This window comes from Halorussus sp. MSC15.2, assembly GCF_010747475.1.
Classification (GTDB): Archaea; Halobacteriota; Halobacteria; order Halobacteriales; family Haladaptataceae; genus Halorussus.
In genome coordinates this window covers 617,727-638,746 of record NZ_VSLZ01000001.1, presented here as the reverse complement: position 1 = coordinate 638,746, position 21,020 = coordinate 617,727, and the positions used below count along the sequence as shown (strand labels likewise).

The window sequence follows — 21,020 nt, the reverse complement described above, 5'->3', positions numbered from 1 at the left end:
AGTGTCACGCTCGCTCAGTCCGGGTTCACGTCGAGCGTCACGGTCACCGGTCCGTCGGCCTCGTCGAACGCGATGGCGCCCGAGTAGCGGAACACGTCGGACCCGGAGTTGACCGCACCTCTGACGACGCTATCGGACACCTCGTCACTGGCTTCGATGCTGTCGTCCGGTTCGACCCGACCGCTCACTCTGAACTTGTACTCCACTCTCGTCCCCTTCCCTTGGATGGTTATCTGGTTCGAGAGTTTCTCCTCGTCCTCGGTCGTCGTGTCCTCCAAGAGGTCACCGTCCACGAACACCTTGCCCGGCCCGTCGAGTTTCACGTTCTCGACGTCCCCGGTGAACACGAAACTGTCGCACCGCTCGGCGCTGACCGCACCTTCGGCGAAGTCCTCGCCCACCGCGTCGTACTCGTCGCTCTCGTGGGTCCCGCCGCGTTCGAGGCTCCCGGACACGCGCACGAAGTAGCTGAACGTCTCCTCCTCGGCCGCGCAGAACGTTATCTCGCGCTGGTCGTCACCGCTCGCGCTCGCAGTTCCGGCCAGTCCGGTCCCCGCGACGCCCGCGGCCGCGGTCCCCTTCAGGACGGTGCGTCGGTCGATTCTCGCGTCGGTCGATTCGTCGTCTCTCTCCGCGTCGGTCATTCGTTCCACACCCCGTCCACACGTGCGGTCGCTATCGGTTTCAAGCCGGACGCTCCTCAATCCAGATTTCGCCGCCTTGAGACCGACTTAATTCGGATTCAATCGAGAAACGCTTCGTTTCCGGACGCAACACGTGATGGAACTACCGCCACGGCTGATTTCCGCGCCCAGCGGTCGAGGACCCCGCTAACCGGACGGAACTCCGCCGACCAGATTTCGGTCGGTGTCTGCACGGAGGCCGAGTGGCTACCGGAGTTGGCGAACGGCGACAGTTGCGCACTCGAACCGCGGTCGTGGGACGGCCGGGAGAGCCGAATCGGGCCACCACATTAGTTAGCACGCGTCGAGTACCCCCTTCGAGGGGTGCGGGATGGCGGAACACACTCGGACACTCGGATTCAGGGTCGCGTTCGCACTGGGACTGGGCACGATGATAGCGGCGGGTATCTTCTCGCTGTCGGGGACCGCGGTGGCGGTCGTGGGTAGCAGCGCAGTCGTCTCGTTCGTCATCGCCGCGGTCATCGCGGGCATCACCGCGGCCTCCTACTCGGAGTTCGCGTCCATCTACAGCGAGAACGGCGGCGGCTACCTCTTCTCGTCGCGCACCTTCGAGGACGACAGACTCCTGTTCGCGGTCGGCGCGTCGCTGTTCATGGGCTACTGCGCGACCACGGCGTTCTACCTCGCCACGATGGGCGAGTGGTTCCACCAGTTCATCATCCCGCACGGGATTCCGATTCCGCACGGGGCGGTCGCAATCACGACCGCGGTCCTGCTCGGCTACCTCAACGCGCAGGGGACCGAGGAGAGCGGGACGTTTCAGGTCATCGTGACCGCGGCGAAGGTGGCGGTCCTGTTGGTGTTCATCGGCGGCGCGTTCGCGTTTCAGGGACCGACCGAGGCGGTCGGCACCTTCGCCGGGGAGTTCAAGACGAACGCCGGCGGCATCGTCTCCATCGCCGCAGTCGCGTTCATCACCTTCTTCGGGTTCTCGGCCATCGCGGCCAGCGCGGGCGAGATAATCGACCCGCGAAGGGTCGTCCCGAAAGCCATCGGCGCGAGCATCCTGACGGTGACGATACTCTACATCTTCGTCATCGTGGCGATGGTCAACTCGCCGATTCCGGCGGCGGTCGTCGCACGGCAGGGCGAAACCGCGATGGGGAAGGTCGCCGCGGCGTTCCTCGGGAGTTTCGGCAAGTGGCTCATCGTCGCCGGGGCCGTCTTCAGCATGGTGTCGGCGTCGAACGCCTCGATTCTGGCGGCGTCCGGTATCGGGTCGCTGATGGGACGACAGGGCCAAGCGCCTCGGCGATTCAGCCGCATCCACCCCGAGTACGGGACGCCGTTCTGGAGCGTCGTCACGGTGACGGGCACGATTTCGACTCTCATTCTCGTGTTCATGTCGCTGTTCCCGGCGGAGGGCGGACTCGGCCTGCTCCACCTCGGACTCGACGCGCTGACGGGGTTCGCCAACCTCAACCTGCTCGCTCCGCTCGCCGTCGTCAACGTCGCGCTCATCGTCTCTCGGCGGCGGTTCCCCGACATGGACCGACCGCTGGAGGTGCCGCTGACGCCGTGGGTCCCGATTGTCGGTATCCTCGCTAACCTCGCGCTCATCACGAACCTCCCGCCGAGAGGCATCGTCATCGGTCTCGGCGTCGAACTCGCGCTCGTCGGCGCGTACCTCGCGTGGGGCGGCGCACCCGACGTGGAGGAACTCACCAAGGAGGCCGTGGGCAGACATCAACCCGTCCGGACCAGCGGCGGCGAGTCGGTCAACCGGAGCGGTGTGGAGGCCACTCGTGGCCGCGAATCCGAGGAGACCGGACCGGTCGAACCTCGGGAGACCGAAGCCGTCGAGTCCGAAGGAGTCTCCGATACCGAGGACCGGTATCGGGTTCTCGTTCCGGTGGCCCGCATCGAGCGCGCGCCGGTTCACGTCGAACTGGCCGCGGCGCTTGCGAACGCGCGGGCGAGAATCCGATACTGCAGGTCGTCAACGTCACGCACATCCCCGACCAGACGCCCTACGAGATGGTCCAAGAGGACGCCGAGAAGCGCGCCGACAGACTCGTCGAGCGCCTCGAATCCGCGGGCGTGGACGCCGAGTACACGGTCGAGGGGCACATCTCGCGCGACATCGGCTTCGACATCAACAAGACCGCCCGCGACGACGACGCGGAACTCATCCTGATGGGCTATCCCGAGGAGCACTACGAGGTCACCGAGACCGTGGAGTACGACGCTCCCTGCGACGTGGTGTTCGTCCAAGGCTTCGAGGTCGAGGACCTCGACGACATGGAGACCGTCACCATCGGCGCGGGCGGCGGTCCGCACCACGACTCGATGGTCGCGCTGGTGGGCGCGCTCGGTGAGTTAGGGACGAACGTCCACGTCGTCGCGGTCACTCCCCGCGGTGGCGGTGGGACCGCCGAGGACGTCCAGCGGACCCTCGACGCGTTTCCGTCGGACCTACCGGTCGAAGTCCACGAGGTCGAGGCCGACACCGTGGCCGAGGGACTGGTCACGACGGCCGCCGAGAACGGCGGGCCGCTGTTCATCGGCGCGTCCCGAACCCGACTCCTCCGACGGTGGGTTCTCGGTTCGACGCCCGACCGGGTCATCGACCGGGCCGACGACCTCGGCGTCCCCGTGGTCGTCTACGCCAAACCGACCGGTCTCAGAGACCGGGTCAGCGAGACGCTGTTCCCCGTGAGTCGGTACGTGCGGAAGGTGTTCGGGTAGACTCCGTCTGCCGGGACGGTCGAGGACCGAGCGGTCTCGGCGCCGAGAGAGCGTCAGACTGAGTACCTCAGCGACCGTCGAACGAGAGGGGTTCGGCCGACTCCCACCGGGGCGCAAACTTCTCGCGGACGCCCGCCGCGAACTCGGGGTCCTTCATGTCTATCATGGCGAACGCCTCGCCCGGATTCAGGGGGTTGGCCACCTCGATGCACACTTCCACGTCGTCGATGAAGTTGAACGTCCCCTGCAGTCCCTCGGTGGTTCGGACCGCGAACTTCGGATGGTCCGAGAGGCTCTCGGTGTAACGCTTTCCCACGCTCGGCGGGAGCGTCTCCACGAGTTCGGGCGACATGAGCAGCGACACCTCCACGCCCCGGTCGAGCGCCGCTTCGAGGTGCCGGGAGACGAGTTCGCCCACGTCGCCGAGGTCGAACTGGGCCGACGAGGTCCCGGCGACCATCGCGATACGGTCGTCGGCCGCGTCGAGGCGTTCGACCAGCAGGTCCACCGACTCCTCGGCACCGACCGCGGCGGTCCAGAACCCCTCCTCGACGGGTTCGGTCGCGTCGAGTTCGTCGGTGAGGTCGTCCACGATGTCCTCGTACTGCTGGGCCTGCTCTTCGAGTTCGGCGAGTTTGTCCTCCAGCAGGCGGTTCAGCGCGGTGTCGGGTTCGACCGCGACGTACTTCTTGGGCCGACTCGCGCTCTGCGAGCGCGCGAGGTTGTGGGTCTCCAGACTGCTCAGCACGTCGTAGATGCGACCCATCGGCACGTCGCTCGCGCGAGACAACTCCTTGGCGGTGGTCGGTCCCGCGTCCAACAGTGCCCGATACGCCCGCGCCTCGTACTCCGAAAGACCGAGGTCTCGTAGACTTGCCATGTGAGTGGCCAGACGCTCTGTCCCTATAAACTCTCGTGTCGTTTTCAGTTTAAACGTACTCGTACATTCCACATCGTGTACTGCGTTCGGCGTCGTGAACCGCGAACGCAGGACTACTCTTCGGCCGTACCGTTGCCGTCGAGTTCGGGGTCGAACAGGTCCTCGATTCGGCAGTCGAAGTGGCGGGCCAACTTGAACGCCAGTTCTATCGACGGGTCGTAGCGCTCGCGCTCGATGGCGTTTATCGTCTGGCGAGTGACCCCGACCGCCTCGGCGAGGTCGGCCTGACTGATGCCTTCGGCGTCCCGCCGGTCTCGGATTTCGTTCCTCATGAGTGAGAGCGGACCACGACGTAGGCGACGCCGAACACGACGTATACGGCGACCAACCCGTACAGTGCATGGACTATTTCGGCCGGGACGGCGTAGTCGCTGACTTTCGGAAGAAGGCGCGTGACGGACGCCGAGACGACCAGTATTGGCGCGAGGATGGTCAGCGTGAGTTGACTGGCGCGCCGTTCGAGCGCTCGGTCGCGCTCGTCGAACAGCGTCTGTGAACTCCCCAACCAGACGGCGAGGAACCCGAGGATGCCGACCCAGTAGACCGCCTCGCTGACTATCGGGTAGTTCAGCACCTCCCGGAGAAGGAGGGCGAGCGCGACTCCGCCACCCACGAATCCGACCATCAGGCGACGATACAGGCGTTTCTTCGCGAGTGGACTTCGTCGGGACGTCGTAGCTCGTGACATGGTTGCGTAGATGTAAAGCGCACCTGTCGTAAAGCGTGCTTTACAGTAAAGGATGTTTTACACACGTACTTAGTTCTAGGGGTGACGCGATTTCTACCGGGAGACGCTCCAGAGAATCCACGAACCGAAAAACACCCGCCCAACGGGCTACGAGAGACCTCCTACTCGGTCAGTTCGGCGACGCGTTCGCTCAGTTCCTCGGGCGTATTCACGGGATTCGAGCGTTCGCCATCGACGACCACGTAGGCGCTACCGCGCTCGTACTCGTCGCCCGAGACGCCCGGAATCACGACCTTCTCGTGGTCGGCCACGCGCATCGCGGCGCGGTGGAGGTCCGACCCGGCGTCGTCGGCGACTTCCACCACGAGGGGGTCCCGACAGAGGCGGGCCGCGGCGGTGGCGTAGGCCGCGACCTGCACCCCGAAGCGGTCAGCCGCGTCGGCGAACGCCGCGACGGCACCCTCGGCAGCCTCCCGGTAGCGGTCCTCGCCGGTCAGGATTGCGAGGTCCACGAGCGCGTCGGCGATTTCGGCGTTGTGGTCGAGCGGTCGCAGCGGCCGGTCGAGCAGGCCCGGTCCCTCGCGGGGACCGTCCACGAACGCGCCCGACTCGCCGTCTTCACGGAGTTCGTCGAGCGCGTAGTCGGCCACGTCGCGCGCCGCGTCGAGGTACGCCTCGTCGCCGGTGACCTGCCGGGCGGTCGTGAGCGCCGAGAGGAGGTGGGCGTGGTCGGCGAGCAGTCCCGACTCACTGCGCTCGCTCGAATCGCTCTCGGTGGCGTCGAAGTGGGTCACCTCGCCGTCCTCGACCAGTTCGGAGGTGAGGTAGTCGAGCGCGCGTTCGGCGTACGTGCGTGCGCGTTCGTCGTCCGTGTAGGCGTGGTAGGTCAGCAGGGCGTCGGCGGCCATCGCGTTCGAGTCTGCGAAGGCGGTCGGGTCCACCGCGGGCGCGTCGGCCGCCTCGCGGTCGCTCGGTTCGAGTGCGTAGTAGTCGGGGTCGTCGGCGGACTCGGACTCGCCGACGTCTGCCTCGCCGGTCACTCCGTCGCCGCTGTCGTCCCCGTCTTCGCCGATACCGCCATTTTCGCCCGCGCTGTCGGGCACGTCCGGCGAGTCGCCCGGCGCTTGACTTCCGGCGAAGGCGTCGCCGCCCGCTCGCGGGCCTTGCCCGCTCACGTTGTCCGCGGAACTCCGTTCCGCGCTATTCCAGAGGGTGGTCGTCAGGTACTCGACGGTCCGCTCGGCCGGGTCGCGGTAGTCGTCGTCGCCCGTGTAGAGGTAGGCGTTGGCGAACGCCCGGACCAGCGCGGCGTTGGTCGAGAGCAGTTTCTCGTGGTGGACGTCGGTCCAGTCGCGGCCCTCGGCGAACCGGAAGAAGCCGCCGTCGTAGTCGTCGTAGAGGTACTGGCTGACGGCCTGAAGCGTTGCGAGGGCCTGTTCGCGCTCGCGCTTGAGCGCGAACTCCACGGTCCGGGGCAGCGGGAACTTCTCGCTGTCGCCCCACCCGCCGAACTGGTCGTCGAACTTGTCGCCCAACTGCCCGGCGACGAGGCGCTCGATTTCGGGCGAGAGTTCCCCGGCGGGCGGGTCCTCGCGGAGACTCCGCGGGATGCGGGCGGCGTCCTCGCCCTTGTGGGTCCAGAGGTCGCGGACGCGCTGGACGACCTGCCGCGTGGCGTCCACGTCGAGGTACGTCGCGCCGGTGAGCAGGTCGCCGTCCGGCGTGGTGAACACCGTCGAGGGGAACCCGCCCATGTTGTACCGCTCCCGAACCCGGGGTTGTCGGTCGATGTCCACCCGGACCGGGACGAACGAGTCGTTGACGTTCGCGGCGACCATGGGGTTGCTGTACGCCTCGCGGTCCATCTCGTGGCACCACGAACACCATGTCGCCGACAGCGAGAGCAGGACGGGTCGGTCGGTCTCGCGGGCCTCCTCGAAGGCCGCCTCGCCCCACTCGCGCCACTCGACTTTGGTCTCCTCGGCGCTTTGATTCATGATACGTGGAGGTTGGGAACGGGCCGGGATGGGTCTTGCTATGTCGGCGAGAACGCGAGGAGGCGACGAGACGCGCGGAGTCGCCGCTACGGCCTCGCGGTCCTCGGAGTGACGAAAGGGCAAAAGAGCAGAAGGACCGCGGAGACGCGGCCAGCGCGGACGCGCCGAAACGGTCGCCGAAGTCCTTCCGCGAACGCGACTGCAGGGTGCCCTCCGCCGGACGGCATCATCGGGCCGACCCCGTGGTCCGTGAACTCGCGGCTATCGGGCGGTACGCCGCCAGACACACGACACGACTAACACCGCCCGCAGAATCTCAGATGGGTGTTTCGCCTTCTCGTACTTAAAGGTGCTGTCGTGGCCGGGACGCGACGGTCGGTCGTTCAATCCCCGTTCACCTGCGGTTCGAGACGTGATTTACGACCCGAACGTTCGCCCTAGCGGGACGCTTACAATCCCGTACCACGAAGGACGACTCGTGCAGCAAGACCGGCTCCTGTTCGGACTGGCGGCGGTCCTCGCGGGCATCGCCACGCTGGAGTTCGTACTGGCGTTCGTCTACACTCCCGCGCTGTTCGCCATCGCCGTCCCGTTCGCGGTGGCCGCCTACCTCGTGTGGTACCACGCCAGCGGTCGGCTACGCGAACAGGTCGTGAGCGGCCGGGCCAGAGAGTACCGCCGGGCCGAGTCCGAGACCGGCGGGTTCGGCGCGGGACCCCGCGATTCGTTCTCCGGCCGTCGGGGCGGGTTCGACGACGGCCGCGACGGGTTCGGGGCGCGAGGCTCCGGCGAGCGGCGGGGTGCGAGAGGCGCTCGCGGGCAGCGGGCGGGCGGCGCGCGCACGGTCGGCGGCTCTGGACCGACCGCGGCCGAGGCCTATCGCGTCCTCGGACTCGACGCCGACGCCGACAGCGAGGCGGTGCGTCGGGCCTACCGCGAGAAGGTCAAGGCGGTCCACCCCGACCGCGAGTCCGGCGACGAGGAAGAGTTCAAGCGCGTCAAAGAGGCGTACGAGGTGCTGGACGACCGGAACTGAACCGAGGACGCTTCGACCGAAAGGTGTCCAGTCGGGAGCGGTCCGACCGGCGACGAGGCGGATTCGCGTCGCGACTCACCACGGGCGCTGTCCCCGACTCTCACCAATCGGATTTATTACGGATGGGTCATAACACCTCGCTAACTTTCACCCCGCCATGTCAGCGAGACCCCCGAAGTACCGCACCGTCGCGGTCGTGACGCTCCTGCTCGCGGCGGCAGTCGCCCCGTCGCTCGGAACGGGTTCGGCCGCGGCGACCGCCGCGAGCAGTGCCTCGTTCGAGAAGACCGTCGTCTACGAACAGCGCGGCGACGTGGCGAACATCACCATCCAAACGTCACAGGCAGCGACGGTGAATCTGGGGTCGGCCGAGGACAGTTTCTGGATGCAGTTACAGGTGGGCAAGGGGACGACTAGACTTCGACTCAACACATACAAAGCCGGCGAGTCCACGAAGTACCCCCTCTCGGAGATGGTGTGGGCGTCCAAAGGCTCGATTCAGAGCCGTACTCTGCGGACCGCCCCGATAGACGCGCCCCTCGACACCGCCGAGTATCAGATGAACGTCACCATACAGGGACAGGAACGGGCGCTCGGCACGTTCGTGGTCAAGGAACGTTCGACGAACGGCGTGACCGCGCGCATCGCACCGCGACAGGTCAGCATGACCGAACGGAACTCGAAGGCCGCGCTACAGGAGGTGTCGGTGCCGCCGTGGAACGAGTCGGTCGCCCACGACGACTGGTTGCTCCTGCACGTCAACGCCACCGGCGTCCGCGGTGCGCTGAAGCGACCGCGATTGGACGGTGACGGCGAGGCGGCCCTCCGAGTCGATTTCGCCCAGACGAACCCGCCGATGAACGGCGACGGGAACGAGTTTACCGGTGCATCCGTCGAGCGACTCGTCACCGGCAACGACCACGAGGGGTTCTACCTCGTCGTGGACACCGGGGACGAGGGCATCGAACCCGGCGACAGGTATCGCGTCTCGTTCGTCGTCCCGGCAAAGAGTCCGCTCGCGGAGAAGCGCGAGAACGTCTCGACGGAGTTCCGGGTGGCGGAACGGCGGGTGAACGTCGCGCGCAACGGTCCCGGAGAGAAGGTAATCGTGGAGGACGAGACCGCTATCACCGGCAAGACGACGCTGACGCCCGGAACGACCATCAACATCTCGGCCCGCGACACGGGAACGCCCCCCTTCCTCTACCCCCGGACCGTCACGGTCGGGAAGGACAGGACGTTCCAGACCACGTTCGACTTCTCGGAGTTGGAACCCGGACGGAACTTCGAGATTCGACTCGTCGACCAGAAACGGACCATCCCGGCGATGGTCGCGAAGAAGGAGACGACTACGCCGCCACCGACTACCACGACGGCCGCCATCACCACCACGACAACGGTGACGACGACAGCGACGACGACTACCACTACCGCAGAGGGTCTCACGCAGGCGGCGATGCGCGGTACCGAGCGACCGCTGAGCCAGCAAGCCGAGAAGGGGTCCGCGGACGAGGAGGACAACGGCGGTCTCGTTCCGGTCCCCGGATTCGGCGCGTCGGCGGGCGTCGTCGCGGCGTTGGCGGCCGCCCTGTTGGCCACCCGGAGGAGCTAGGGCCGATGTTTTTTATACGGGGACTGAGGATATGAAGCCGAATACGGTGCCCCCGCGGTGAAACCATGTTGCAGGGATTGGACCAGTCGGAGTTCGGCGAGTTCGTGGCGGCCTCTGGGAGCGGCAGGGCTGGCAAGCACAGGTCAAGCGCGACGACGGACGGGTGTTCGTCGCGGTCCAGCGACCCGCGACCGGCGAGGAAGGCCTCCTGTGGGCCATCCCCGACGGCGAAATCGGCGGCCAACAGGTCCAGCAGTTCGCCTCGCTCTGCCAGCAGTACGAGGTGGACGAGTCGGCTATCGTCACCGCGGGCAGCATCTCCGACCACGCCAGCAAGGTCTCGGAGGGGTCCGGCGTCGAACTGCTCGACGGCGACGGCATCGCACAGATACTCCAGCGGAAGGAGTGGACGGACCTTGCGGAGCAGTACGGCGAGAGCGCCGATACCGACGACTCGTCGAGCGAGGGCGGCGACGGCGACTCGCCGATAGACCGATTACGGGCGGTCGGGTCGCGCGTATCGTCGCTCGTCTCCGGCGCGCTCGGCGGCGGAATCCCGACGAAACCCGTACTCGCCGTCGTGGTCGTCGTCGGCCTGTTGGCCACGGGCGTCCTCTTCGGCCCGTCGCTGCCCTTCCTCGGCGGCGGTAGTGGCGGTCCCGTCTCCGCCGAGTCGGTCGCACCGGCCAACAGCACGACCACACTCAGCGTCACGTGGAACGCGAAGGTCGTGGACGAAATCGACCCCAACGAGAGCGACGGCAAAGCCTTCTACCCGCCGGAGGGCGAGCAGTTCGTCCTCGTAAAGATGAGCATCAACAACACCGGCGGCCAGAAGGTCACGGTGAAAGAGTCCGGGTTCAGACTCCGAACCGACGAGCGGACCTACCGCCATCAGCCACTCCACGACTTCGACGGCTTCGTGGACTTCCCCATCTCGCCCGGGAACCGCTACCCCGGGTGGACGGTCTTCTCGGTTCCCGAGGGAACGACGGCCACCTTGACCTACGACTACAACGTCACCGACGACCCCGTCACGGTCGAGTTCACCCGGGATTCGAGCATGGCCATCAACGTGACGCGGCGGTAATCCGCAGAACCGCAGGAGACCCTGTTTGCGACCAGTTAACGCGCTATTGGGCGGCAAGCTTTTCATGTCGCCGCCCTAATCCGGTCGTATGTGCCCTAACCGGGCCGTATTGCAAAGCGCCCTCGAACGCGGCGAACAGGAGGGCGGCAGCGTCGAGTTCAAAGAGCGACTCACCAAGGAACTCCACCTCGCCGAGGGTCGGATGGAGAGTCTCGCGGCCCAACTCCGACATCGAGTGCTGTCCGGCGACGGCGAGGCCACGTACGTCGTTGGCGTGACCGACGACGGCGGCATCGCCGGAATCAGCCACGAGGACTTCTCGGAGTCGATGGACGTGCTGAGCCTGCTCGCCGAGGAGGCGGGCGCGCACATCGAGGACGTCCAGACGTGGGGCATCGCCGACGACGGGTCCGCGACCGAGCGCGACGAACTGTTCGTGAGCAACCGCAGCGAGGGCCACGACGCCGACGGACTGGTCGGCGTCGCCACCGTCCGCGAGGGCGCGATGCTCGACACCGACAGCGAACACATCGTGGTCGGGACGGCGGGCCACGTGGACCACGGCAAATCGACGCTCGTCGGCACGCTCGTGACCGGGCAGTCCGACGACGGCGAGGGTGGCACGCGGGGCTACCTCGACGTGCAACCGCACGAAGTCGAGCGCGGCCTGTCGGCCGACCTCTCCTACGGCGTCTACGGTTTCGACGGCGAGGGGCCGGTCCGGATGGACAACCCCCACCGGAAGTCCGACCGCGCTCGCGTGGTCGAGGAGAGCGACCGATTAGTCTCGTTCGTGGATACCGTGGGCCACGAACCGTGGCTCCGGACCACGATTCGCGGACTCGTGGGTCAGAAACTCGACTACGGCCTGCTGACCGTCGCCGCCGACGACGGGCCGACCAAGACGACCCGCGAACACCTCGGCGTCCTGCTCGCCACCGAACTCCCGACCATGGTGGCCATCACGAAGGCCGATATCGTGGACGACGAGCGCGTGGCGGAGGTCGAGCGCGAAGTCGAGCGCCTCCTCCGCGACGTGGACAAGACGCCGCTCCGCGTCGAGCGCCACGGCGTGGACGCCGCCGTCGAGGAGATAGACGAGAACGTCGTGCCGGTCATCACGACCAGCGCGGTCACGATGGAGGGACTGGACGCGCTCGACGAACTGTTCGAACGCCTCCCGAAGACCACCGCCGACTCGGGCGACTTCCGGATGTACATCGACCGGACCTACTCGGTGACCGGCGTCGGCGCGGTGGCCTCCGGGACTATCATGTCGGGCGAGGTCGAGGCGGGCGACGAACTCCTGCTCGGCCCGATGGCCGACGGTGCGTTCCGCGAGGTCGAGGTCCGGTCCATCGAGATGCACTACCACCGGGTGGACAAGGCCAAGGCGGGCCGCATCGTCGGCATCGCGCTGAAGGGCGTCCGCGAGGCCGACGTGGAGCGCGGGATGGTCCTGCTCCCCGCGGACGCCGACCCCGAACCGGTCCGGGAGTTCGAGGCCGAGGTCGTGGTGCTGAACCACCCAACTCGCATCGGCGACGGCTACGAACCCGTCGTCCACCTCGAAACCATCAGCGAGGCCGCGGAGTTCCACCCCAAGGGCGGCCAACTCCTGCCGGGCGACTCGGGCGCTACCACGGTCCGGTTCAAGTTCCGACCCTACCTCGTCGAGGAGGGCCAGCGATTCGTCTTCCGCGAGGGCCAGAGCAAGGGCGTCGGCACCGTGACGGGACTAAATCCGGGCGACGACTCCGGGTCCGACGACTGACCCGTGGACCGAGACCGCGCCGTCGAACTGGCCACGGTACTTCTCGCCGGCGTCCTGTTCGTCCTGAGTGCAATCGGTCTCGTCGTCGCGGTCCGGAGCGGCGACGGAGTCGTCTCGGCGCTGTTCGGGGTCTACCTCACGGGACTCCTGCTCGCGGGCGTCCTCCGGGACGCGACGAACGCGCGGGGCTGGCAACTCGCGTTCTTCGGCGGCGTCGCGGTCTGGGGCGGCTACGAGTACGCGACGACGAGCGACCTGTTCTCGCTGTTGCTCGCGGTGGTCGGAGTCGCGATGGTCGCCGCGAACCTGCGTGACCTCCGATAACACTGAGACACCGACGCTTTTCACGTCAGCGTTCTCACACTCCGACATGGTTCGACGCCCTCCCGGACGAGCGCAGTTCGACGTGACGACGCTCTCGAAAGTCCTCGTGAGCCTGCTCTTTCTGGTCGCGCTGGCGGCCGCGGTCTCGCAGGTTCTGGCCGGAGACTTCGCTACCGATTCACTGCTGACCAGCGTGGCCTCGCTCTACGTCACCGGGACGCTCGCAGTCGGTGTCCTCCGCGGCGCGACAGCCACCCGGCGCTGGCAGGCCGCCTTCTTCGGCGGACTGGTCGTCTTCAGTCTGGCCCAGTACCTCACGTCCGGCGACCGATTCCACCTGCTGTCGATGGTCGCAGGTGCGGCGATGATTCTGGGCCTCCTGTTCGACGTTTTCCCGGAGTAACTACCGCCACGGCACCTCTCGGAGTTCCGCGAGCGACGGTAGCGAGTAGTGCGGTTCGGGGTCCGGTTCCGCGTCCGCCTCGGCGGGCACCCAGACCGACTGCAGTCCCGCCGCGTGCGCCCCGGCCACGTCCGACGATAGGGAGTTGCCGACGTGGACCGCGCGGTCCGCCGAGGAGTCCAACTCCGTCAGCGCGACCTCGAAGGGTTCGGGGTCGGGTTTCGCGGCGGCGTCGTGGCCCGCGAACACCACCGTCTCGAAGCGGTCGGCCAGTCCGGCGGCCTCCAGTTTCGTGGTCTGCATCTCCGGCGGACCGTTGGTCACGACGCCGAGCGCGTGGTCGTCGGCCAGCGCGTCCACGACTTCGACCGCGCCCGGCAGGCACTCGACCCGCGACTGGTCGCGCTCTGCGGCGAAGGCGTCGGCGACCCGGCGGCCGAGGTCGGGGTCGCGCCCGTGACCCTCGGCGATTTCCGCGAAGCAGTTCGCCCGACCCTCGGCGATGGAGACGCCGGGCGTGACGTGGTCGCCGAATCGGTCGAAGTACTCGGTCACGTCGAAGAACGGTTCGACGCCCGCGGACTCGAAGGCGAGTTCGAGCAGTCGCTCGGTCGAGCGCTCGTACTCCACCAGCGTCCCGTCGAGGTCGAAGAGGACTGCATCCACGTCGCCGGACGTTCGGTCGTCGGCGACTCGGTCGCCGGACGTGGAGTCGCCCGAGGTGGAATCGTCGGTAAGCGCGGATTCGTCGTCGGATGTGTGGTCGTCCGCGGACATGTCGTCTATCGGCAGTCAGGCCGCACGGTGAAAAATCGTGTCGATAGCCGACCGCACGGGTTCCGAAAGAGGCCAACCATTAAGTCGGGGCTGTGATAACTGAAACCGAATGGCTGGCGAAGATGTCAGCGAGTCGTCGGATGCGCCCGACGATTCGCTGGAGGGGTGGCTCGACCGGAAGGCCGAGGAGTTGGGCGTGAGCCGAACGGAACTGCTCGCGCGCCTCCGCGACGGCGACGCCGAGGGCGACGACGGCGAGGCGTTCGCCGCGCTCCGCCGGGAGTTCGGCGAACGTCTCTCGGCCACCAAAGAGGAGTTCGAGACCCAACTGGCCGAGGTGGAGAGCGACCTCGCCGACGCCGAGAGCGACTTCGACCAGAAGATTCAGGACGTCCGCGAGCGGGTGGTACAGGTCAAACGCGAGACCGACGGGAAGGCCCCCGCCGACCACGACCACGCCGACCTCCGCGAGCGGACCGAGGCGGTGGCCGACCGGGCCGACCGCCTCGCCGACGAACTCGACGCGCTGTCCGAGACGGTCCGGGACCTCGACGAGCAGGTCGAGACCGGGTTCGAGAACTACGAGGACGTGCTGGAGTACCTGACCGACGCGACCGACGACATCGAAACCAAACTCGCGACGCTGGCGGAGGTGACCGTCGAGTTGCGCGACCAGACCAAGACGCTGACCGCGCGTCACGCCGCGCGGGCGGCGGCCGACGAACTCGCCCACCTCGCCAACCGCCGGGGCGTCGAGAGCGCGAAGTGCGGTCACTGCAAGGAGACGGTCCACGTCGGTCTGCTGGCCGAACCTAAGTGCCCCCACTGTGCCAGCACCTTCAACGACGTGGAACCCAAGCAGGGGCTGTTCGGGTCGGCCAAACTCGTGGTGGGCGACCCGCCCGCGCTGGAGGGCGAGCGCGCCGACTGGGACCTCGGCAGCGTGACGGACGCCGACGGCCCGGAGGTCGGCGACGGACTCGACGACATCCTCGGGGAGGGCGGCGACGAATGAGCGACGACGAGGACCAGAGCGACGAGGCTGAGGGCAACGAGCACCGTGACCGGGACGAGCGCGACCGTCCCGACGAACCGCTCGGCGACCTCGCCGCGGAGGTCCGGAAGCGCACCGGGAACCGGCGTTCGTCCGGTCACCGTTCGGGGGACAGTCCCTCGAACGACCGCCTCCCAACCGACAGCGCCTCGACCGACTCGGGCGAGCAGGCGGACGGTGCCGACAGGGACGGCCCGCTCGCCGACGTGGCCTCCGAGGTGGACGAGCGACGGCGCGAGGGTACGGACGAGACCGACGCCTTCGAGTCGGTCGAGGTCGGGGCGCTGGACGGCGAGGAACTCTGGGACCGATTGGCCGAAGGCGAGACCGACGGGCCGGCGGTGGCGGTCCCGTCCGACGCCGCCGACCCGGCCGAACCGGCGGACGACCGCGACGTACGGACGATTCCCAAGGCGACGTGTCACGGCTGTCCGCACTTCGGCGACCCGCCGGAACTCGCCTGCACACACGATGGGACCGAGATTCTGGCGATGCCCGACACCGAGCACTTCCGGGTGGCCGACTGCCCGATGGTGGTGGAGGGCGAGGAGGACATCGGCGACATCACCGCCGGGAACGCGAACGGCGAGGAGTGACGGCCGACCGGATTATCCCGACCGAGTGCCAACTCCCACCGTGTTCCAGACCCTCGGCGAGGTGGCGCTGAATCTGGTCGAGCAGTACGGCTACCTCGCGGTGGCGCTGTTCACCTTTCTGGAGGCGTCGCTGCTGTTTCCGCTCCTGCCGAGCGAGGTGGTCGTGCCGGGCGCGGCGGCGCTCCTCGTCGGCGGTCCCGCGACGGGCGCGCTGTTCGTCGCGTCGGTCGGCGTCGGCACGACGGCGGGGAGTCTGTTCGCGTTCCACGTCTTCGGCGAGCGCGGGCGCTCTGCGCTGTCGGGCCGCGGCGGCCGGTTCCGCGTCTCGGAGGACCGACTGGAGCGCGCGACCGCGTGGTTCAGGCGGTGGGGCGAGAGTTCGGTCCTCTGGGGTCGCTTGCTCCCGATTCTACGTTCGGTGGTCTCGGTCCCCGCGGGTCTCGCGGGGATGGCACGCTGGAAGTTCACGCTCTACTCCGCGACGGGCGCGGTGGCGTTCGGGGCACTCGTGGCGATAGCCGTGGAGACCGGCCTGCGTCTGGTCGGCATCGCGTGACGAGGTCACGGCTGATGCGGCCCACGAGCAGCCCAGCGTTCCGGAGAGCGCCCGAGCGTGGCGCTTATCAGGAACCGACCGTTACACTCGGCCATGCAATTCTGCGACGAGTGCGGTTCCATGATGAAGTCCATGGGGTCCAAGATGGTCTGTACGAACGACGACTGTCAGGACACCACCGACAAGGACGAGGAGAAGGCCGCGGAGTTCGTCTCGACCGAGGAACAGGGCGACTCCGAGGTGATAGAGACCTCCGAGGACGCCAACTTCGAGGGCAAGCCCACCGCCGACGACGTGATTTGCGACGAGTGCGGCCACGGGAAGGCGTGGTACACCATCAAGCAGACCGGGTCGGCCGACGAACCGCCGACGCGCTTCTTCAAGTGTCAGGAGTGCGGCCACCGCTGGCGCGAATACAGCTAGACGCGTCGCACTGACCGAACAGTCGGAACAGTCGTATACTCGTGGGCGTTCTCTCCGGCGAAATACTCACCCCACTGCGACCACTACGAACGGTAATGGCTCTCATCGGCAGGGTCGAGACCGACTCCCAGCCCGGACAGGGGGCACTTCAGGCCGTCCCGGACATGATACTACGACTCGAAGACATTCGCTCGGACCACGACAGCGAGTGGCGGGTCATCTTCTGGGCGTCCGGCGACGACTTCGAGGCGTACGAGGCCGCGCTCGCCGACGACCCGGACGTGGCGGGCTACGAACTCCTGACCGAACTGCCGGACCGACGCCTCTATGGCGTCACGCTCGCCGGAAACACCAACCCCCGAGCGCTCCACCCGATAGTCGTCGAGCAGGACATCACGATTCTCGACCTCACGATGACGGCCGAGAGGCTGCGCCTCCTCGCTCGGTTTCCCTCTCGCGAGGCGCTGGCCGCGCTCCGCGACGCCTGCCGCGAACGCGACATGGAGTTCCACCTCGAACAGCTCTACGACGAGGAGTCGGTCGCGAACGACGGGGGCGTCGAGAGCCGGTACGGCGTCACGGAACCCCAGCGCGAGGCGCTGTTGCGCGCGCTGGAGGCGGGCTACTTCGACGTGCCGCGCGAGACGAAGATGGCGGCGATAGCCGACGAGATGGGCGTCTCGACCACGGCGCTGTCGAGGCGACTCCGGCGCGGCCAGCGCAACCTCCTCCGGAACACCCTCGCCCTGCAGACGACTACTTAAATCGATGACTGGGTGAACCCCGCGGTGTTCGGCCGTCGGTACCGTAGGCTATACTATGACATCTGCGAGCAACGCAAGCGACGGGTGGCAGACCGAGGACACGTACTACTACCGAGCGTCCGGCGGCGAGCCGCTTTCGGAGGCGGTCGTGGCCGCTGTCTCGGCGTTCTCTGACCGAAGTTCCGTGGGGAGCGACGCCGACGAGGCGCTCGAACCGCTCTACGGGACGATAGACCCCGACTCGCTCGACGCAATCTTCCGCGATACGACCGACGAACCCCGGTCGGGCACGGTCGAATTCGCGTACTCCGGCCACGAAGTGACCGTCAGCAGCGACGGACTTGTGACCGTCACCGAACGGTAGTAGCGTCGCCGCCCGACGGGTGACGCCGACGCCCGACCGCCGCGGGGTTCAGCCTCGACCGTCCGAACGGGACACCGACCACTGTCGTTCTGTTACTCCGTCACCGTCCTCCCGTACTCCTTTGAACGTCCGTCCGCACAACGACACACATGGCCCTCTGGGGTCCCGAGAGCTACTGGCTCGTCCGGTTGCTCGTCCACCGCGGACTCGCCGTCGTCTACCTGCTCGCGTTCCTCGTGGCCGCCACCCAGTTCCGGGCGCTCGTCGGCGAAGACGGCCTGCTCCCCGTCTCGGAGTACGTCGAGTACGCCGAGTTCCGCCGGCGACCGAGCCTCTTCTACCTCCTGCCCTCCGACCGCGCGATGGGTGTCGCGGCGTGGGCGGGCGTCGGTCTCTCGGCGCTGGCGCTCGCGGGCGCGCCCTCGTGGCTCCCGCGGGCCTACGTCCTCCCGGCGTCGATGCTGCTCTGGACGACCCTGTGGCTCCTCTACCTCTCGTTCGTCAACGCCGGGCGCGTGTTCTACGGCTTCGGCTGGGAGTCGATGCTGTTGGAGACCGGGTTCCTCGCCGTCTTCCTCGGCGCGGGGCAGTTCGCCGCGCCGTGGCCGGTCGTCTGGCTCCTGCGGTGGCTCCTCTTTCGCAACATGTTCGGCGCGGGTCTCATCAAAATCCGGGGCGACGAGTGCTGGCGGGACCTGACGTGCATGGAGTACCACTACGAGACCCAACCGATGCCCAACCCGACGAGTTGGTACGTCCATCACCTGCCGAGACCGGTCCACCGCGCCGCGGTCGCGGTCAATCACGTCGTGGAACTCGCGGTCCCCTTCCTCTACTTCGCGCCTCAACCGGTGGCCGCGCTGGCGGGTGTGGCGACCATCCTGTTTCAGGGCTGGCTGATGGTGACGGGCAACTTCTCGTGGCTCAACGCGCTCACGGTGGTGCTGGCGTTCGCCACCTTCGCCGACTCGGTGCTGGCGTCGGCGTTCGGCGCGCTGGGTCTCCCGGTTACCGCCCCGGCGACCGTCGCGCTCCCGCTCTGGTTCTGGGTCGCGGTCGGCGGCGTGACCGCGCTCGTCGCCGTCCTGAGCGTGCGCCCGACGCTCAACATGGTCTCGTCCGAGCAGGTGATGAACACCGCGTTCGACCCGCTCCACCTCGTCAACACCTACGGCGCGTTCGGTTCCATCACCCGCGAGCGCTACGAAATCGTGGTGGAAGGCACCAGCGACGAGGAACTGACGCCCGACACCGAGTGGGAGACGTACACGTTCGAGGGCAAGCCGACCGACCCCGAGCGCCGACCGCCGCAGGTCGCGCCCTACCACCTGCGACTCGACTGGCAACTCTGGTTCGCCGCGATGTCGCCGTCGCCGTACCAGCACCGCTGGTTCTCCCGACTGCTCGAAAAGCTTCTGGAGGGCGACGAGGCGACCCTCGGCCTGCTCCGGACGAACCCCTTCCCCGACGACCCGCCGACTCACGTCCGGGCGGTCAGGTATCGCTACGAGTTCACCTCGCCCGCGGAGAGGTCGGAGACGGGGCGGTGGTGGAACCGCGAGCGCGTGGGGAGCTACGTCGAACCGGTGTCGTTGGACGACCTGCGTACCAGACGCCGGATGCGCCGTCGCGGCGGGCGCTAGTCGCGCCGGTCGGACCCCTCGCTCGCCGGCGGCGTCTTCGAGACGACCTGCCCGAGGAGACCGCGGTGGTCCGCGACCTGCCGGTAGACGTTCTCTCGGAGGCGGTCGTAGTCCTCGAAGTTCCGGAGGAATCGGACGACTTGCGTCAGGTCGCTGCCGACCTCCGACCGGACCAACGCCTGTTCGAGCGACTCGCCGCACGAGTATACCTCGCCGTCGGCCAGAAGGTGCGAACACTCCTCGTAGTCGTCGGGCAGTCGCTCGCGCTGTTCGTCGGTGAGTTCCGAGAACCCGACGATTCGGAGGTCCGACCGCCGCTCGAAGAAGTCGGCCCACCACGTGCAGAACCCGCAGTCGTCGTCGTAGACGAGCGTCGCGTCACTCATGGTCGAGCGAACGGGCGTCGGTAACTAATTCCTGCTGGAATCATCCCTTCGGCAGTCCTCGGCGTCGCGCGGAAGTTACCCATCCTCAGTATTTCGTGAGCGGTGTCTTCAGGTCGAAGCCGGGTGCCAAGTTACAGCAAACGCCAAGGTATAAATATCGGCGCTGAATGTCTGACAGTGGAACAATGGGAGCGGACGTGACGGACCTCGTGGAGACAGTAACCTCCTCCGACGAACCTGCCGAAGTCGAGAGCATCTCGAACCACGAGTTGCCCCCCGAGATTCGAGCGCTGATTGACGAGTACGACGCCTTCGAGGGAAGCCGAGACCCGTTCCTCTGGAAGTGGGTCCACCGACTGACGCCCCACTTCACGTTCTCGTTCGTTCCCGACGACCGCGTCACCGAGGTGCGGACCGCCAAGACCCTCGGCACGGTCTTCATCACGATTCTCGACGACTTTCTGGAGAAGGACCGCGACCGGGAGACGTTCGACGAGGCCGCCAAGATTCCCCACTCGGCCTACGAGATGGACCCCGACAGGGAGGCGGTCCAGTCCGAGCAGTTGCGCCTCGCGAAGCGGGTCTGGGACGACTTGCGAGACGTTCTCGCCGACGCGCCCCGGTCGGAGTTCTACCTGCCGCTGTTCCGATTCGACACCCAGCAGGCGGTGGACGCGATACGGTACTCGTATCTACTCGGGCGGTATCCCGAACTCGCCAACTACCGGGAGTTGACCCTCCACGAGTCGCACAACGTCATGATGTTCGCGTACGCCGACATCGACCTGATGTACTCGCCCGCGCTCCCGACCGACGACCTCGCGCAACTCCGGCGCATGGTGTGGCAGGCCCAGATGATGGCCCGCATCGGCAACTGGGTGGCGACGTGGGAGCGCGAGATTCGGGAGACCGACTTCAGTTCGGGTCCCGTCGTCCACGCCCTCGAAGAGGGACTGCTGACCTACGACGAACTCGAACGACTCAGAGAGGACCCCGAGTACCGCGAGGAGGTCGTCGAGCGACTCAGAGACGCCGACGTCGATGCCGCCTTCTTCGAGCGATGGCAGGGCCACTACGAGGAACTCGAGCGACTCGCCGCGGACCTCTCGACTATCGACGCCACGTCGTACGTCGAGGGGATGGAGACGGTCCTCCGGTACTTCATCTGGGGCAAAGGCCGGGTGTGAGGTCGGCGGCCCGA

22 protein-coding genes are annotated in these 21,020 nt (G+C 67.2%); 15 read left to right on the top strand and 7 right to left on the bottom strand.

What is annotated here, in order from left to right; all coding sequences use genetic code 11:
• Nucleotides 1-14: 14 nt before the first annotated feature.
• Nucleotides 15-644: a twin-arginine translocation signal domain-containing protein gene (locus FXF75_RS03295; RefSeq protein WP_163520114.1), complete on the bottom strand. Its 630-nt coding sequence runs from the start codon at nt 642-644 to the stop codon at nt 15-17.
• A 370-nt stretch (nt 645-1,014) separates the two neighbouring features.
• Here FXF75_RS03295 and FXF75_RS03290 point away from each other — a divergent pair, with 370 nt between their 5' ends.
• Nucleotides 1,015-2,841: an APC family permease gene (locus FXF75_RS03290; RefSeq protein WP_240334483.1), complete on the top strand. Its 1,827-nt coding sequence runs from the start codon at nt 1,015-1,017 to the stop codon at nt 2,839-2,841.
• Nucleotides 2,842-3,459: 618 nt separating this feature from the next.
• Here the strand turns inward: FXF75_RS03290 and FXF75_RS03285 are convergent.
• From FXF75_RS03285 to FXF75_RS03270, 4 genes are all read right to left on the bottom strand, one after another.
• Complete coding sequence (locus tag FXF75_RS03285) at nt 3,460-4,272, bottom strand: TrmB family transcriptional regulator (protein ID WP_163520113.1); 813 nt, start codon at nt 4,270-4,272, stop codon at nt 3,460-3,462.
• Nucleotides 4,273-4,385: 113 nt separating this feature from the next.
• Nucleotides 4,386-4,604: a helix-turn-helix transcriptional regulator gene (locus tag FXF75_RS03280; RefSeq protein WP_163520112.1), complete on the bottom strand. Its 219-nt coding sequence runs from the start codon at nt 4,602-4,604 to the stop codon at nt 4,386-4,388.
• Nucleotides 4,601-4,957, bottom strand: a complete 357-nt coding sequence (locus tag FXF75_RS03275; protein WP_163520111.1) for a DUF2178 domain-containing protein — start codon at nt 4,955-4,957, stop codon at nt 4,601-4,603. The genes FXF75_RS03280 and FXF75_RS03275 overlap by 4 nt, the downstream gene beginning before the upstream one ends.
• A gap of 224 nt (nt 4,958-5,181) precedes the next feature.
• Nucleotides 5,182-7,017, bottom strand: coding sequence for a DUF255 domain-containing protein (locus FXF75_RS03270; RefSeq protein ID WP_163520110.1), 1,836 nt, complete (start codon nt 7,015-7,017; stop codon nt 5,182-5,184).
• 478 nt (nt 7,018-7,495) lie between these two features.
• Here FXF75_RS03270 and FXF75_RS03265 point away from each other — a divergent pair, with 478 nt between their 5' ends.
• The 6 genes from FXF75_RS03265 to FXF75_RS03240 all read left to right on the top strand — a co-directional run bounded on the left by FXF75_RS03265 (nt 7,496) and on the right by FXF75_RS03240 (nt 13,256).
• Nucleotides 7,496-8,053, top strand: a complete 558-nt coding sequence (locus FXF75_RS03265) for a J domain-containing protein (protein WP_163520109.1) — start codon at nt 7,496-7,498, stop codon at nt 8,051-8,053.
• Between the two features lie 157 nt (nt 8,054-8,210).
• Entirely contained in the window at nt 8,211-9,665 is a 1,455-nt protein-coding gene (locus FXF75_RS03260; RefSeq protein ID WP_163520108.1) for a BGTF surface domain-containing protein, read from the top strand.
• Nucleotides 9,666-9,741: 76 nt separating this feature from the next.
• The gene (locus FXF75_RS23255) at nt 9,742-10,755 is read left to right on the top strand and encodes a DUF4352 domain-containing protein (RefSeq protein ID WP_309221770.1); all 1,014 of its coding nucleotides are present in this window, start codon (nt 9,742-9,744) and stop codon (nt 10,753-10,755) included.
• Between the two features lie 88 nt (nt 10,756-10,843).
• Nucleotides 10,844-12,529, top strand: coding sequence for a GTPBP1 family GTP-binding protein (locus FXF75_RS03250; RefSeq protein WP_163520106.1), 1,686 nt, complete (start codon nt 10,844-10,846; stop codon nt 12,527-12,529).
• 3 nt (nt 12,530-12,532) lie between these two features.
• Nucleotides 12,533-12,853: a hypothetical protein gene (locus FXF75_RS03245; protein ID WP_163520105.1), complete on the top strand. Its 321-nt coding sequence runs from the start codon at nt 12,533-12,535 to the stop codon at nt 12,851-12,853.
• A 46-nt stretch (nt 12,854-12,899) separates the two neighbouring features.
• Nucleotides 12,900-13,256, top strand: a complete 357-nt coding sequence (locus FXF75_RS03240; protein ID WP_163520104.1) for a hypothetical protein — start codon at nt 12,900-12,902, stop codon at nt 13,254-13,256.
• On the opposite strand, the gene FXF75_RS03235 is transcribed toward FXF75_RS03240, so the two are convergent.
• A complete protein-coding gene (locus tag FXF75_RS03235) occupies nt 13,257-14,033 on the bottom strand; it encodes an HAD family hydrolase (protein ID WP_163520103.1) in 777 nt (258 codons plus the stop codon).
• A gap of 109 nt (nt 14,034-14,142) precedes the next feature.
• Here FXF75_RS03235 and FXF75_RS03230 point away from each other — a divergent pair, with 109 nt between their 5' ends.
• The 7 genes from FXF75_RS03230 (at nt 14,143) to FXF75_RS03200 (ending at nt 19,433) form a co-directional block, all read left to right on the top strand.
• A complete protein-coding gene (locus FXF75_RS03230) occupies nt 14,143-15,048 on the top strand; it encodes a hypothetical protein (RefSeq protein ID WP_163520102.1) in 906 nt (301 codons plus the stop codon).
• Entirely contained in the window at nt 15,045-15,683 is a 639-nt protein-coding gene (locus tag FXF75_RS21960; protein WP_205427146.1) for a hypothetical protein, read from the top strand. The genes FXF75_RS03230 and FXF75_RS21960 overlap by 4 nt, the downstream gene beginning before the upstream one ends.
• 40 nt (nt 15,684-15,723) lie before the next feature.
• The gene (locus FXF75_RS03220) at nt 15,724-16,239 is read left to right on the top strand and encodes a VTT domain-containing protein (protein WP_163520101.1); all 516 of its coding nucleotides are present in this window, start codon (nt 15,724-15,726) and stop codon (nt 16,237-16,239) included.
• A 93-nt stretch (nt 16,240-16,332) separates the two neighbouring features.
• On the top strand, nt 16,333-16,662 hold the full coding sequence (locus tag FXF75_RS03215) for a transcription factor S (RefSeq protein WP_163520100.1): 330 nt from the start codon (nt 16,333-16,335) through the stop codon (nt 16,660-16,662).
• Nucleotides 16,663-16,757: 95 nt separating this feature from the next.
• On the top strand, nt 16,758-17,426 hold the full coding sequence (locus FXF75_RS03210; RefSeq protein WP_163520099.1) for a helix-turn-helix domain-containing protein: 669 nt from the start codon (nt 16,758-16,760) through the stop codon (nt 17,424-17,426).
• 55 nt (nt 17,427-17,481) lie between these two features.
• Complete coding sequence (locus tag FXF75_RS03205; RefSeq protein WP_163520098.1) at nt 17,482-17,790, top strand: HalOD1 output domain-containing protein; 309 nt, start codon at nt 17,482-17,484, stop codon at nt 17,788-17,790.
• Between the two features lie 149 nt (nt 17,791-17,939).
• Nucleotides 17,940-19,433, top strand: a complete 1,494-nt coding sequence (locus FXF75_RS03200; RefSeq protein ID WP_163520097.1) for a lipase maturation factor family protein — start codon at nt 17,940-17,942, stop codon at nt 19,431-19,433.
• Here the strand turns inward: FXF75_RS03200 and FXF75_RS03195 are convergent.
• On the bottom strand, nt 19,430-19,819 hold the full coding sequence (locus tag FXF75_RS03195) for a DCC1-like thiol-disulfide oxidoreductase family protein (RefSeq protein ID WP_163520096.1): 390 nt from the start codon (nt 19,817-19,819) through the stop codon (nt 19,430-19,432). The two genes, FXF75_RS03200 and FXF75_RS03195, sit on opposite strands and share 4 nt — an antisense overlap.
• A 185-nt stretch (nt 19,820-20,004) precedes the next feature.
• Between FXF75_RS03195 and FXF75_RS03190 the strand changes: the two genes are divergently transcribed.
• Nucleotides 20,005-21,006: an outer membrane protein assembly factor BamD gene (locus tag FXF75_RS03190; protein WP_163520095.1), complete on the top strand. Its 1,002-nt coding sequence runs from the start codon at nt 20,005-20,007 to the stop codon at nt 21,004-21,006.
• The last annotated feature ends 14 nt before the right edge of the window (nt 21,007-21,020 follow it).